This window comes from Actinoplanes sp. OR16 (assembly GCF_004001265.1).
Classification (GTDB): domain Bacteria; phylum Actinomycetota; class Actinomycetes; order Mycobacteriales; family Micromonosporaceae; genus Actinoplanes.
Map to the genome: position 1 here is coordinate 5,528,692 of NZ_AP019371.1, position 14,337 is coordinate 5,543,028.

Annotated in this window: 9 protein-coding genes; 4 read left to right on the top strand and 5 right to left on the bottom strand. The window is 70.2% G+C overall.

Translation table 11 applies throughout. The features are described 5' to 3' along the window. The first annotated feature begins 3 nt into the window (after window positions 1-3). Window positions 4-2,196 carry a LuxR C-terminal-related transcriptional regulator gene (locus EP757_RS42915; protein ID WP_160165883.1) on the top strand — a complete coding sequence of 731 codons (2,193 nt, stop codon included), beginning with the start codon at window positions 4-6 and terminating at the stop codon, window positions 2,194-2,196. Window positions 2,197-2,293: 97 nt separating this feature from the next. Here EP757_RS42915 and EP757_RS25190 read toward each other — a convergent pair whose 3' ends face one another. Next, entirely contained in the window at window positions 2,294-2,863 is a 570-nt protein-coding gene (locus tag EP757_RS25190; protein WP_127549976.1) for an RDD family protein, read from the bottom strand. Between the two features lie 113 nt (window positions 2,864-2,976). Here EP757_RS25190 and EP757_RS25195 point away from each other — a divergent pair, with 113 nt between their 5' ends. Beyond that, window positions 2,977-3,426 carry a DUF3592 domain-containing protein gene (locus tag EP757_RS25195; protein WP_127549978.1) on the top strand — a complete coding sequence of 150 codons (450 nt, stop codon included), beginning with the start codon at window positions 2,977-2,979 and terminating at the stop codon, window positions 3,424-3,426. A gap of 42 nt (window positions 3,427-3,468) precedes the next feature. Here the strand turns inward: EP757_RS25195 and EP757_RS25200 are convergent, their stop codons facing one another. From EP757_RS25200 to EP757_RS25210, 3 genes are read right to left on the bottom strand one after another with little or no spacing between them, the layout of a single operon-like run. Beyond that, window positions 3,469-5,028: a DUF1561 family protein gene (locus tag EP757_RS25200; protein WP_127549980.1), complete on the bottom strand. Its 1,560-nt coding sequence runs from the start codon at window positions 5,026-5,028 to the stop codon at window positions 3,469-3,471. After that, window positions 5,025-5,663: a prepilin-type N-terminal cleavage/methylation domain-containing protein gene (locus tag EP757_RS25205; RefSeq protein WP_127549982.1), complete on the bottom strand. Its 639-nt coding sequence runs from the start codon at window positions 5,661-5,663 to the stop codon at window positions 5,025-5,027. The genes EP757_RS25200 and EP757_RS25205 overlap by 4 nt, the downstream gene beginning before the upstream one ends. Further along, a complete protein-coding gene (locus EP757_RS25210; RefSeq protein ID WP_160165884.1) occupies window positions 5,660-7,357 on the bottom strand; it encodes a putative Ig domain-containing protein in 1,698 nt (565 codons plus the stop codon). The genes EP757_RS25205 and EP757_RS25210 overlap by 4 nt, the downstream gene beginning before the upstream one ends. 180 nt (window positions 7,358-7,537) lie before the next feature. Between EP757_RS25210 and EP757_RS25215 the strand changes: the two genes are divergently transcribed. Further along, window positions 7,538-9,016 carry a VCBS repeat-containing protein gene (locus EP757_RS25215; protein WP_127549986.1) on the top strand — a complete coding sequence of 493 codons (1,479 nt, stop codon included), beginning with the start codon at window positions 7,538-7,540 and terminating at the stop codon, window positions 9,014-9,016. A gap of 7 nt (window positions 9,017-9,023) precedes the next feature. After that, window positions 9,024-10,916, top strand: coding sequence for a hypothetical protein (locus EP757_RS25220; protein WP_127549988.1), 1,893 nt, complete (start codon window positions 9,024-9,026; stop codon window positions 10,914-10,916). Window positions 10,917-10,972: 56 nt separating this feature from the next. On the opposite strand, the gene EP757_RS25225 is transcribed toward EP757_RS25220, so the two are convergent. Continuing rightward, the gene (locus tag EP757_RS25225; RefSeq protein WP_160165885.1) at window positions 10,973-14,311 is read right to left on the bottom strand and encodes an NACHT domain-containing NTPase; all 3,339 of its coding nucleotides are present in this window, start codon (window positions 14,309-14,311) and stop codon (window positions 10,973-10,975) included. Window positions 14,312-14,337 lie beyond the last annotated feature (26 nt).

Sequence of the window (14,337 nt, forward strand, 5' to 3'; positions counted from 1 at the left end):
CTTGTGACGGACATCGGTCAGATGATTCCCGCGCCACGGGCGGCCGGACGGGCGCTCGAACCGGTTCCCTCGAAGCTGCTGCGGCCCGCCACCCGGCCCGGCACGGTCGCCCGGGTTCCGCTGATCGAGCGGCTGGCACACGACGACGCCGGCCCGGTCGTGTCGGTGGTCGCGCCGGCCGGCTACGGGAAGACGACGCTGCTGGCGCAGTGGGCCGAGCGGAACGGGCGGGCCTTCGCCTGGGTGTCGGCGGACGAGGGCGACAACGATCCGCGGGTCCTGTTGTCCTACATCGCCGAAGCCCTCGACGCCGTGGAGCCGATCGGCGAGCGGGTCTTCGCCGCGCTCGCGTCACCGCAGAGTTCGGTGGCCGGCTCGGTCATCCCGCGGCTCGCGGCGGCGTTCCGGTCGATGTCGGCGCCGGTCGTTCTGGTCCTGGACGACGTGCACGTGCTGCGGAAAGGGGAATGCCGGGCCGCGGTGTCCGCGCTGGCCGACCACGTTCCGGCCGGGTCACGGCTGGTGCTGGCCGGGCGGTCCGGGATGCCGGTCCGGGTCGCGCGGCTGCGGGCCGAGGGCCGGCTCCTGGAGGTCGGCCCGGATGACCTGGCGCTGACCACCGAGGAGGCGTCGGCGCTGCTGCACCGGGCCGGGGTCCGGCTCGGCGGGGACGCTTTCGCGCGGCTCTTCCGGCGTACCGAAGGATGGGCTGCCGGTCTTTATCTCGCGGCATTGTCCGTGCGCGCCGGTGTGCCGGTCGAGAAAGCGGCGGATGCGTTCAGCGGCAGTGACCGGTTCGTCAGCGAATACCTCCGATCCGAGCTGCTCGAACGGCTCTCCGACGACCAGCGCCGGTTCCTGACCCGGACCGCGGTGCTGGAACGGATGACCGAGCGGCTCTGCGACAGCGTGCTCGGCGCGACCGGCTCCGGCGCGGTCCTGGAGGAGCTGGCCGCCGCGAACATGCTGCTGGTGCCGCTCGACCGGTCCGGGCGGTGGTTCCGCTACCACCACCTGTTCCGCGACATGCTCCTGGCCGAGCTGGACCGCCGGGAACCGGATCGGATCCCGGAGCTGCGCCGCCGGGCCGCCGACTGGCACGCCGGCAACGGCTCACCGGAGGACGCCCTCGAATACGCCCTCGCCGCCGGTGACGCCGACCGGGCAGCACGCCTGGTCGAAGGACTCTGGAACCGGGTCCTCGCCCCGAGCCGGGAGGCCACCCTGCGGCGGTGGATCCACTGGCTGGACCAGCAGGGCACCCGGTTCCCGGAATTCCGCGGCCGGGCGTGGGCGGCGCTGTTCCGGGCGGAGCTGTGCCGCAACGGGATCGGGCAGATGCGGGCCGACGCCGACGAGGCCGCCCTGCTCTTCGCCGGCACGGACGGTTTCGTGGTCCCGGTGAGCGCGACGCTGCAGGGCATCGCGCGGGTGCTCTCCGGTGACGGCGAGGCCGGCGACGCGTACCTGCGCGACGCCGTCGCCGCCGGCGGGACCGGGAGCGGGCCGCATCACGCGATCGCCCTGGCCGAGCGGTCGCTGCTGGCCATGGCCCGGGGCGACCACGCCGCCGCCGAGGACCTGGCCGGGCGCGCCCGCGCCGCCCTGGACCAGGCCGGGCTGGACCGCGCCGGGCTGGACCGCGCCGGGCTGGACGGGTCCGGGCTGGAGGAGAGCATCGCGGCACCACTGGTCCACGCGGTCCAGGCCCGGACCGCGCTGCACCGTGGCGACCTGCCGGCGGCGCGGGAACACGTCGCCGCCGCCCAGCGGGTGCGGCCCTGGCTGAGCACCACGGTTCCGTTCATCGCCGTGCAGGCCCGCATCGAACTGGCCCGGGTCCACCTCGCCCTGGCCGACGTGCCCGCCGCCCGGATCCTGATGGACGAGATCGACGAGGTGTTCAAGCTCCGCCCCGACCTGGGAACCCTGGCCGCCGAAGCGGAGTCGCTCCGCGCCCGCCTGTCCACCCGGCGCGGCGGCGCCGAACACGGCCCGTCCCGGCTCACCGTGGCCGAGCTGCGCCTGCTGCCCCTGCTCGCCACCCACCTGATGGTCCCGGAGATCGCCGACGAGGTGCACCTGTCGCCGCACACCATCCGAGCCCAGGTCCAGTCGATCTATCGCAAACTCGGCACCACCTCCCGGAGCAAGGCCGTGGCCCGTGCCCGCGAACTCGGCCTCCTGGACAGTTGAGGCCGGTTCCCGCGACCGGAGCCGTCCGCACACGCCCACGATCCGGCGTTCTGCGCTGCGCGGCATCACCCCTCGATGGATGAAGCCGGGCGGGGTGTCACCGCTCGGGGATGTCCAGGGTCCGGAGGCGCCTGGTGGCGGCGCGGTCGATGCTGGTGCGGACGGTGGAGCCGTCCGGTCCCGTGAAGCCGCCGTCGAAGGCGCTCACGATCACGACGATCAGGAGCAGGGGCATCAGGACCGTGCGGAGCAGCATCGCCCAGGACGCCTTCGCGCCGATCCGGCCGCCGTCGCTGAGCCGGACCAGCCGGGTGCCGGTCAGCACCGCGCCGAGGGCACGGCCGTTGCGGTAGCAGAGGCCGTACAGCAGCGGGACGACCACGAGCAGCGCGAGTGCCAGCACGCTCACCGCGGTGGTGGACAGGTCGGCCGAGACGGTCGCGCCGCCGATCAGCACGACACCCACGACGACGCCGGCGGCGAAGACCAGGAAGTCGGCGAACCAGGCCAGGGTGCGCGCCGGCAGCCCGGCTTCGACGTACAGCTCGCCGTTCTCGAAGGCGGCGATCCGCTTCGCGGCGCGGCGGCCGAGGACCGGTTCGGCCACCTCCCTGGCGATCTCCAGGCGGGATCGGGGTTCGGTGCCGGGGTCACTCTGCTGCCTCACGGCCGACAGGCTAGTGCAGCGCTGCCATCGTCCCGGCGGGAGCCGGTCGGGGCGGAGCTGCCGGCGTACCGGGAATGATCCTGGGTAGTGTGGTGGTGACCTAGAGTCGTGCCGTGTTCGAAGAGATCGTTCTGGCCCTCGTGGTGGGCATTCCCGCGCTGACCGGCGTTGCCTTGATCGTCATCGCTGTCCGCAGGTGGCTCGCGCTGCGGGCGCTCGGCACGTCGGGGCGGCAGGCGACGGCGCGGGTGGTCGACAACCAGATGGAGTCCCGGTCCGAGGGGCGGATGAGTTTCCGGCCGATCGTCACCTTCCGTACCGATTCCGGGCAGGAGATCACCACGCCGCTGGCCGATCTCGGCGGGTTCCGCTCGCACGTGGTCGGCACCGAGATCGCCGTCCTCTACGACCCGGCGAACCCGAGCGCGGCGGCGCCGGTGCGAGGCACCCGGGGGCGGCTCGCCGCCACCGTCGTCTTCGGCGTCATCTTCTTGGCTTTCGCGGTCTGCGCCTACGGGGTCGGCAGGACAGCCCTCGACCCGGCGGACTTCACCGGACCGTGAAGACGACGGTCGTCGCGCTCGTCAGATCCCCCGGTGGCCGGGTCAGGACTCGATCAGGTCGGTGAGAGGGGTCGGCTTGCTGATGTTCGCCGGCGCGTTCCACTTCTGCAGCTCCGACGAATTGCAGGCGACCACCTTCACCTTGCTGGTGCCGTCGCTGTGCAGGTCGCTGGAGGGCGCGGTGTAGGTGGTGTCGGTCTGCCGGGTCGGCTGCAGGCAGTTGCCCTTGTAATCCTTGATCCGGTAGCTGGTCGCGTAGTCGCCGGTGTCGTGGTAGACGGTCCACTGCAGGTAGTTCTTGGCCTGCAGCGCGGCGGTCGAGCACCCCTCCACCGTCACCCAGGAGCTGGAGGTGGCGGTTCCCGGCGACTTCAGGCAGTAGTTGCTGCCGCAGCCCTTCGCGGTGCTGGTCGAGCAGGCGCTGACCGCGTTGCTGGTGCTGGTGTAGTTGTTGACGATGATCGGGCCGGTCGCCGAGACCTCCTTCTTCGTGGCGTCCGGCACGGGGTGAACCCATTGCTGGTTGAAGTCGACCACCCCGTTGGGTGCCTGCTTGCAGAACCAGGTGATCATGTACGTCGCGGTCATCGACTTGCTGGTCACGTCCAGGCAGCGGCTGAACTGGGCATAGTTCACCAGCTGGTACGTGTTGTCCCCGGCCATGCCGGCGCCCACACCGGGCGCCGAGCGCCAGACCGTCTTCGTCGCCGACGTACTGCAGCCGCCGAGGGCGACCGTGCTGCCGGCCGTTCCCGGGCTGACCACGTTGATGCACGTCGACTCGACGGCCTTGGCGCTGTCGGCCGAGTGGAACACGCTGTTGCCGTCCAGGCTCCACTGGAAGCCGAACGTCGCCGGGGTGGTGGCCGGGCAGGGCTGGAAGGTGAGCGCGGTGCCGCTGACGTGTTTGCCCTTCGCGTCGGTGGCGCCGGGGTAGATGCACATGCCGTCGTCAGCGCCGGTCGCCTCCGAGCCGATGAGTTTGAGGTAGAGGTCGGCGGTGTAGCCGAACTGCTGCCGGCTGCTGCCGTCACAGGTCGCCATGATCAGCGCGCTGCCGGCCGTGGGTGCCTTGCTGGAGCCGGAGTCCATGCACTGGTTGCCCAGCGTCGAACTGGAGATCCGGATCTGGCCGCCGGGGATGTTCGTGTTGCTGGTGGAGAAGACGTAGGTGGCGGTCAGGGTCCGCTTGGTCGTCCCGGTGGTGCCCACCGAGACGACCTTCGCGGTGGTCGGCACGTCGGTGACCGGGCAGGACAGCGCGGTGCCGGCCGCGTCGTAGTAGGTGATCGTCACCTGGTAGGTCAGGCGCTCGGTGGTGGCGGACACCCCGGCGTCGCCGCTCAGCGTGCACGGCGGCATGTTCTCCAGGTAGCCCTCGCGGGTCTCCACGTCGGCGGCGGCCCGTACCCGCGCCATCATCACGTCCATGCCGGACTGGGCGGCGTCGAGCATGGTGGTGCGTTCGGCGAGGTTCTTGGTGGCCGCCGTCTGCCGGACCACGACCGGCACCAGGACGGCCGAGATCGACAGGACGACCGTGATGAGCAGCATGGCCATCGGCAGGGAGCCTTCGTCCGTACGAAGTGTCGTCAGCCTCATGATGACGGCCTCCCCTTGCTGCAGTCGTTGTCGAGGAGCTCGCGGTTGTTGCCGAAGACGTTGTACGACGTGGTGTTCTGCGCCGTGAACAGCACGTCGACCGGCATCGTCACGGTGGCGTACTTGGCGGTGAACCGCATCCGGAGCTGGCTGTGCTGCGGGACGTACCCGGTCCCGGTGCCGACGGTGCCCGGGCTGGCCGAGGCGTACGGGCTGTCGCCGGGCAGGATGACGGTGAACGGCGCCAGGGTCCCGGTCAGCGTCAGGCCGGTGGCGATGGTCTGTGGTGTCCCCGGCGTGGTCCCCTTCGCCGGGTCCCAGGCGGCCAGGGTGAGCGCGCCGTTCTTGTAGGCCAGCTGCCGGCAGCCGTTGAGGGTGGCGTACTCCAGGTAGTAGGCGCCGCTCATCGCGGGGGAGGGCTGGGCCATCCAGTTCGCGTAGCGGACCTCTTTGTCCAGCCGCCGGAAGCTGGTGGTGATCTGCTCGCGGGCGCCGGCCATGCCGTCGGCGCGGTTGACGTCCGAGTAGACCTCGGACAGGCCGCTGACCACCATCACCAGCACCACGCTCATCAGCCCCATGCTGACCAGCAGCTCGATGAGGGTGTAGCCGGTGTCGTCCTGATCCTCGGTCATGTCACCTTCCAAACGAAGGTCAGCACGCTGACGTTGCTGGACAGGCCGGTGGCGGTCGCGGTGACCGTGTAGCTGCCGGCGGTGGTCGGCGTGCCGGAGATGACGCCGGTCAGGGCGTTGAGGCTCAGGCCGGTGGGCAGTCCGGTGACGGTCAGCACCGGGGCCAGGCCGAGCAGCGCGCCGTTCGTGGCGAGCGTCAGTGACGCGGCGGCGCCCTTGGCGGTGCTCTGGTCGGGTGCGGTCAGCGAGGGCGCCGTGAAGATCAGCGAGGTCGTGCTGGTCACGATGATCGCGATGGTCCGGCTCGCGGTGGCGCCGGTGCCGTCGGTGACGGTGATCGTGGGCAGGAACCGGCCGGTCGCGGTCGGTTTGCCGGAGATCGACCCGTTGTTCGCGTTGATCCTGACGGATGGCCCGGTGGGCAGTCCGGTGGCGCTGTACGTGTAGGTGCCGTCGCCGCCGGACGCGACCGCGGTCAGGTCGATCTGGTTGCCCAGGGTGATCGTCTGGTCGGCGAGGCCGGTCAGGACGAGGGCGGGGGAGACCACCCAGGTGTACGCGAGGGTGCCGGTCACCGCGTTGGCATCGGTGATGGTGAACGTGACGGCGTAGGTGCCGGCGACGGTCGGGGTGCCGGTGATCAGCCCGGTCTTCTTGGCGATGGTCAGGCCGGTGGGCAGCCCGGACGCGGTGTAGCTGTATGCGGGGACCCCGTTCGCGCCGGTCGCCTGCACGCTGACGGTGTCGCCGACGCGGGTCGAGGTGGCCGGCACCGTGACGGTCGGCGGCAGCACCACCTTGAGGGAGACCGGCTCGGTGTCGGTGCGGCCCTGGTTGTCGGTGACGGTCACGCTCAGGTTGGTGGTGCCGGCCGTCGCCACGGTCCCGGTGATCACGCCGTACTTGGACATCGACAGCCCGTCCGGCAGCTTCGGGCTGGCCGCGGCGAGGGTCCAGGTGTTCGGCAGATAGCCGCCGCGCGCCTCCAGCTGGTAGATCCCCTCCACGTCCTTGTAGAAGTAGATCGTGGTGGTGAGCACCGTCGGTGACGCCCGGTGGAAGTCGAAGATCGGCTCGGCGGCCCGGGCGACCAGCGTCGAGGTGATGTACTCGCAGGTCGCGGCGCCGCTGCTGCTGGTGCAGGCCTTGTCCGGCCAGGTCACCAGCACGACCACCCGGAAGAACTTGAGGATCTTGGTGGAGTCGGAGGGCGCGTCGGCGCCCATCGGATAGACGCAGTCGCCGCTGCTCGTCTTGACCAGGTAGATCTCGCACGCGCCGACGTAGATGTTCTGCGTGTAGGTCGTGCCCTCCACGGTGAGCTTCTGCGACGTGGTGGGGATCGGCGCGTCGGCGCCGTCGGTCGCGGTCGCGTCGGTGATCGTCGAATCCGCCTCGACCGCCATCGTCGCCAGGTAGTCCCGCATCGATGGGGGCGCGGCGTCGAACTGCTCCTGGGTGGCGCCCGTGCTGCGCCCGCTCAGCAGCGCGCTGCCCTGCAGCCCGCGCACCTGCTCGATCGCGGTGTTGGCGAGCTGGATCGCCGCCTGCCGCCCCCGCTGCGCGTTGACGTTGTTGAGGCTGGCGACGAAGAACGGCGTGCTCGCGAGCAGGGTGATGCTGATGATCGTCAGAGCGATGATGAGCTCGACCAGGGTGAAGCCCTCGTCGCCCGCTACCGACCTCTCCCGCATACACCCCGTCCCTCTCGTGCAGATCATCGGCACGAGAAGGAAAGGGTTTAGCGGTAAGGAGGATTCTGCCGCTTCCGGCGGGCCTTTCGGGTAGTGGAGGACGTATGGCAGATTAGGCGGCACGCAGGCGGGGCAGCGGAGGTTCGGCACGGGATGACAGCGCAGCAGACGGGATCGCCGGTGATTCGCCGCGGAGCGGGTGCCGGCCGGTGGTTGTCCGCCCTGCTGGTCGCCGCCGCGGTGGTGTCCGCACCGGGACCGGCGCAGGCCGCGCCGGCCAGACAGGCGCCGTGCCGGGCAGCCGGGGTCGTCGCCGACGATCGGGCGCTCGCCGAGCAGCTACGGCCGTCGATGACCGGGAAGCGACTCGGGCGCGCGGTCAGTGGCAGCAGCATCGCCTGTGCCCGTGCCATCGTCAGCGCCGTCCAGGCCCGGGGTCTGAACCGGCGCGCCGCTGTCATCGCCGTGACCACCGCCATCGCCGAGAGCACGCTGAACAATCACACTGTCGCGCTCGACCACGACAGCCTCGGCCTGTTCCAGCAACGGCCGTCGCAGGGGTGGGGGCGGCCCGATCAGCTGGTCGATCCGACGTACGCGACGAATGCCTTCCTCTCCTCGATGGTGCGCAAGTACCCGGACGGCAGCTGGCAGACCGGCGACGTCGGGGCGATCAGCCAGGCCGTGCAGCGGTCCGCCTTCCCCCGCGCCTACTCGCCCGAGGCCCTCGACGCCGAGCTGATCGTGGCGGCGCTGTGGGGCACGGCGGAGTCGGCGCCGGTGCCGAGCGCGTCCGCGAAACCCACGGGCCCGCTGCAGAAGGCCCTGATCACCGCCGCGACGGTGCTGGGACCGATCGCGACCCGCAACGAGCTGGCCCTGACCGACTGGAACGGTGACGGCAAGCCCGACCTGGCGCTCGTCAACGGCTCGGGGACGGTCACCGGCAAGACCGAGGTCCGGATCATGGACGGGGCCACGAACTTCGCGGCGCTGATCCTGACCACCGCCACCGCGCTCGGCCCGACCGACGAACGGTTCGACTACGCGTTCGCCGACTGGAACGGCGACAAGCGCCCGGACCTGTTCGTGACGCAGCGGTCCGGTGCCGCGAGCGGCCGCACCGAGGTGCAGATCCTGGACGGCGCGTCGGGATTCCAGCAGATCCTGCTCGAGCCGACGGCGGTGCTCGCCGCCACCGACGAGCGGTTCCGGTTCGCGGCGGCCGACTGGAACGGCGACGACCGGCTCGACCTGGTCGTCACGCAGACCTCCGGCACCGGCACCGGCAAGATGGAGGTGCAGGTCCTGGACGGCGCCGCGACCTTCCAGAAGCACCTGATGCCGGCCACCGCCACGCCGGAGACGGCCGGCACCGGCCATCCGGTCGTGGTGACCGACTACGACAACGACCGCCACCCCGACCTGGTGGTGCTGCAGAAGTCGGCCACGGCCGCCGGCCGGACCCAGGTCCGTGTCTTCGACGGCGAGAAGCAACTGCGGCGTCAGCTGTCCAAGACGGATTCGGTGGCCGGCGTGACCACCCACCTCGACCTGCTGATCACCGACTGGAACGGCGACAAGCGCCCGGACCTGATGATGGTGCAGAAGGCTGCCACCGCGGACACCCGTACCGAAATGGTGATCTTCGGAGGCTAGCCTGCGGATGTCCTCTGCCGACTGTCGCGCCGCCGTGCGGGCGATCCGCGCCGCCGAGTTCGGGGCGGAGGCGGTGCGGGTCGCGCGGCCACGCAGTGTGCTCGGCATCGTCAGCTCCCGCGGACCTCTGGCGGTCATGCTGCGGGTCGCGGATGCGGAGGGCCGTCTGGTGCGTTCCGGTACGACCGGAGTCGCGCTCCTGGAACGCCCGCGGTTCGCGAGACTGCCCCCGCAGGCCCGGGGCGGAGTCGGGCTGCGGCTGCTGCGACTGGTGGACCGGCGCTGGGACCTGCTCGTGTTCGCCGTGCCGCCCGTCCTCCTGCTCACGGCGGCGGCGGTGATGGTGCTGCTCACGGTCGTGCGCGGGACGCGGCCGTCGTACGCGATAGTGGGGTTGGCGATCGCCGCGGTCGTCTGGGTGTCGGTGTTCATGACCGCCCACGTGGTGACCGGATCACGGATGTTCGCCGCCCGGACGAAGGACGAGCTCGCCGCCGAGTCGCTGCCCGGCTTCAACTGGTCGATGCCGCTGGCCCACGCCGGGACGGGCGACGAGGCGCGGCTGCTGCGGCTGGCGGCGGACCGGATGGAGCAGCTCGTCGAGCATCACGCCCGCAGGAGCGCCCGGGACAGCGGCTGGGAGCCGGGCGAGGGCGGCCAGGTCCGCGAGGTTCTGGTCTGCCTCACGCGCGGTGCGACGACCGCATCGATGCGCCGGGTGGTGGCCGAGCGGCTGCACCTGCCGTACGGGCCGGACAGCCGGGTGGCGCTGCGCAGGCCGATCGGGCCGGTCACCGCGTACCGTGAGCCGGTGAAGGCCGGTGGCGGGTTCTTCCTCCTCTGGATCGGCGGCGTCGCCGTGATCGTGGCGGTGCTGGCCGTCTTCGTCGCCGACGTCGAGCAGCAGGCCTGCGGCGGTGCCGCCTGCGCCGAGCGGCCCTCCACCTACGCCACCGCCGTGCAGTGGCTGGCCTGGCACATCGTGTGGCAGAGCGCTCCCGGGATCACCGCCGCCACCTGGCAGACCCAGGTCTTCGGCTGGCTGCTCGGCGTCGTCGGCCTGACGACCGTCGCCGTCACGTGGGTCTCCGCCAAGCTGGCGATCAGCAAGCACGACGAGATGCTCGACGACCTGAAGTTCCTGCCCAGCACCCGCGTCCTGCTGATGACCGTCACCGACACCGAGCGGGATGCCGTGCTGCGGACCGTCCCGGCGCTCACCGGCCGGTCGTTCACCGGCGCGGTCACCACCTACGACCTGGGGACGATCGGTGCGACCACCCTGCGACTCGTCCAATGTCCCCGGCAGGGCTCCAGCGCCGCTCAGCACACCGCCACCGAGGCCATCCGGCAGTGGCGGCCGGACCTCGTGATCATGGTGGGGTACTGCTACGGCCTCCGGGAGGACTGGACGCGCGAACCCCAGCAGCTCGGCGACGTCATCGTGGCCACCTCGATCTACGACCTCGACCCGCGCATCGAGCACGAGGACCGCACCGAGTACATCGGTCCGCGGCCGACCACCATGTCGGCGATCGTCAGCCGGTTCCAGGCGGCGTCGACGGACTGGCACCGGGCGGCCGTCCGGTTCGGCCCGCTGCTGTCGGCACAGACCCTGATCGACTCGTCGGAGCGCCGCGACGCGTTGAAGCGGGAGTTCAGCCGGGCTCTCGGCGGCGAGATGGAGGGCCATGGCCTGTACGCCGCCGCCGCCGAGGCCAACGTCCCCTGGATCCTGGTGAAGGCCGTCTCGGACTGGGGCGTCGACCGCCGGCAGCACCACCGCCCCGCCGAGGCCGCCGCGAACGCCGCCGACTTCGTGGCCCACGCGGTCGCCCTGGGCGCCTTCGACGACTGGCCGGCCCGTCAGGAGACGACAGGCCCCACCGACTCCCGATGAGCGGCGGTGGCGGCCGAGGCCCGGGACCGTGCTGACATGGCCGGCAGGTGAGACCTTCAGCGTTGGAACTCAAAGATCTGGGTGGGTTTCCATAGGAACAGCAATAGCGTTCCGCATATGAAACGCACGGATTGCTGGTCTGGGTCACCGAATCGCCGGCGCAGGATGTCGGCGTCGCCCTCGGGCAGTAGTTCACTGTTCTCCAGGAGCATCACCCAGCGCTGGAAGCGGGGGATTCGATCGTCACGGAGGAGCGTGGCGAACGCCGCACCGGCGGCCTGCCGGTCGATTGAGTCGAGGTGAAGGATCGCATCGAGGCGAGTGTTCGGTTCTCCCTCGCCGCTCGCGATCGGTTCGAGGACCGCGCGGGCGTCGTCGATGGCCAGCACGTGTGCGGTCGTGATCCGCAGAGCATCCGGCGTGTCTTCCGCCCTCGCCAGATCGGCGAGACGCGTCAGCAATTCTGGTGGCAACATCTCGGCCGTGCCAACGAAGAGGTCCATCCGGAAGTCGATGAGGATTCGGCTGGCCTCGACGCGAATGTCGGTGGCAGCCATCGGATCCATTATGATCCGATCCAGAAGGGTCGTGGTGTTGAGCAGTTTCAGCGCTTCGGAGGCGGCCAGTAACCGCAACCGCGCTGGTGAGGCCGGGCTGGCAAGCCGGTGCAGCACCCGAACGCCGGTCTGCGGTTCGACACTGATGAGGCCTCGAGCGGCCCGGATTCGATCGATCCGGTGGTACCCGGTGTCATCAGCGATCTGGTGCAGGACGGCTGTACCCCGGGCGTCCGCCAGGAGCCCCAGCGTCACCGCCGCCTCGATGGACTCGATCGAGGAATTGCTTCGCGTCATTCGCCGATGCAGCCATTCTCGCGACTCCTCGTCACCGTTTGCCGCCATTAGGTAGCGGTATTCCATCCGCCGGTCGAATGTGAATCGGTGCCGTCGGACCAGGGCACCGAGCCGGGGGACTGCTTCAGCTCTGCCCGCCTGAAGGAGGCCGGCCAGCGCGTAGGCTTCCAGGTCGGGGCCGAGATGACCATCAAGCAACCAGGTCAGCGCCTCGGGGTGACCGAGGGCGGCAAGACGTCTGGCTGCGGCAAGGCGCACATGTCCTTGGCCCGGCTGTCGTGCCAACTGGGTGAGCGGTGCCGGATCGCCAAGGTCGGCACAGCGCGCTGCGGCGGCATGTGCCATGGGATACAGAGGATGGACGTCGACGACCCTCCGCAATGCGGCGGCCGCCATCGGGTCGCGTCTATCGAATAGGGCGAGCGCGGCCGCGTAGCTTGCCTGGGCACTGCCGGCCTCCTTGGTGCCGAGTTTCCTGAGCAGCTCAGGATCACCCGTGTCGGCGAGTGCGGTGGCCAGGCTCACCCGCTGGTCGGGGTGGATGTCGGTGGCTTCTGCCATGGCGCGCAGCGCGGCGAGATCTCCGTGCTCAGCGAGTTGGACTGCTGCGGCCTTCCGATCGAGCTCGCTGGTGCGGGTGTCGGAGAGACGCTGGTTGAGTGCCAGCCGGGCCAGTGTGCCCAACGGTCGTTGCGGTGCCGAAAGATCGATTGTCAGCATGGGGACGCTGAGCCCTGCACGGTCCCGCAACGCGTCGGCGACCCAGGCGTGCACCACTTCGTCGGAATTCCCGGCGACGGTGCGCAGCAATTCATGACCGGCTGCCGGGTCCACGTCGGCGACGCGGTCGGCGACCAGCGCTCGCGCCCAAGCCGACACCGCCGGATCCGCGGCGAGTCGGCACATTCGCTGGAGAACGCCGGCGTCGAGACTGAGTTCGCCGAGGATGCGCAGCGCATCAGGAGCCCGCTCGGTCTCCCGTTCGACGTCCATCAGCATGCGTCGAACGATGTGATCGTGGGTTCTCGGCGAGACAAGGATGCCATCGGCGAGCAGGTCGCCCGCCACGATCGGTTCGTCGCGCTCCAGCAGGGCGTTGATCAAATAGTCCGCGTCCGGTCGGCGGGCCAGGCGGAAGGCCGCTCTACCACGAGTTACCGGGTTGATGGCCTCCAGCATCCAGGTCTGCTCGTCGAAAGCGGCGCCGGCGACGTCGTGCTCGGCGGCGAAGAACTCGGCGAAGCTCTGGTGGACGAACACCACCCGGTTCTTCCGTAAGGTGCAGATACCCGTCGTCAGCAGTAACTCTCGCAGGAGGCGGTCGCCGTCCGGAGCGAGCCGGGTGAGGTCGTGCGGGCCGTTCGTCCGGATCCAGGCGGCAGCGACATCGGTCAGTCGTACGTTCGGATCAGCGAGCCAGGCCACTCCACACGCACTGAGCAGGTCACTGACGTGTCGGTGCACGTCCGAGCGGAACCAGTCGGCGACCGCCTCGCCGGGAAGCCCTCGCGACAGCAGTTCGGGTTCGATCGCCTCCTGGAAACGCTCCAGTGACTGGCGTCCGTCCAGCAGATGATCGGTGAAACGGCGGTAGAGGGCGGCTCGGCTGGACGGGAGCTCCCGGTCGTCGGTGGTTCCGTACACGATGGCGGCGATGGTGGCCAGCAACGGAACGCGGGCCACGGGACCCAGCCGCGCTCCGTCCACCCGAGCCAGGAAGCGGCCTGCGACATCGTCGGCGCTGCGACGATCGTTCGGAATCCGTGCTGCGAACCAGCGACGGGCGAACTCGTCGAGCTCTCGGCGGTCGAAGGGGCGCAGATCGTAGACACCCACGTCGGGCACGTTGAGTCCGGCCAGCTCCGGTTCTGTCAGCGGACGTGAGGTGATCACCATACGATACGGGCCGGCGGCGTTGAGAAGATCGCGGATCCGCCACAGCACATCGGAGCGGTCCCGCGCGCTGACGACCTCGTCCAACCCGTCGATCAGGATCCGCCAGTGGCTACCTCGTCGTGGCGGCCTTTCAAAGACTTCGGCGGGCAGATCGACGCCGAGGTCACGACGAACCACCTCGCTCAGCGCCGTGGGTAGCGGGCGACCGGCCAGGTCCGCCGCTGGCACGATGACAGCGAGATCACCATCACCACGCAGGGCCAACTCGCCGGCGACTGCGGCGAGGAAAGTGGACTTGCCCGCGCCCGCGTCACCGAGCAGCACGGCGTGCTTATAGACGGCAAGGATCTGACTGGCCTGAACGGTGCGTGCCTTCTCCCGGTCCCCGGGAACGCCGCTGGGGGAGGCGCGAGGGCGAACGTAGAGTTCGGTCAGGGTGGGCACGTGATCACCGAAGAACCTGTACCGATGTCGGGCCGAGTCGGCGCGCTGGGCTTCCCGCAGGGTGGTGAGCCGGGGATCGCGGCGTCCTCGGCGCTGGGATCCGGTACGTACGGCGACCCAGAGTGCCGACAGCGCACAAATTGCCCCGACGATGGACGCGATCTTGTCTCCCGTATCGAGGAAGGGATCGAATAGCGCCATCGGCATTGATGCTAATGCCCGCGAGA

Bases quoted from the DNA above. Each gene is read 5' to 3' on its own strand.
- EP757_RS25200 (WP_127549980.1), bottom strand. From the start codon at position 5,028: ATGAGGCTGACGACACTTCGTACGGACGAAGGCTCCCTGCCGATGGCC.
- EP757_RS25205 (WP_127549982.1), bottom strand. From the start codon at position 5,663: ATGACCGAGGATCAGGACGACACCGGCTACACCCTCATCGAGCTGCTG.
- EP757_RS25210 (WP_160165884.1), bottom strand. From the start codon at position 7,357: ATGCGGGAGAGGTCGGTAGCGGGCGACGAGGGCTTCACCCTGGTCGAG.
- EP757_RS25220 (WP_127549988.1), top strand. From the start codon at position 9,024: ATGTCCTCTGCCGACTGTCGCGCCGCCGTGCGGGCGATCCGCGCCGCC.
- EP757_RS25225 (WP_160165885.1), bottom strand. From the start codon at position 14,311: ATGGCGCTATTCGATCCCTTCCTCGATACGGGAGACAAGATCGCGTCC.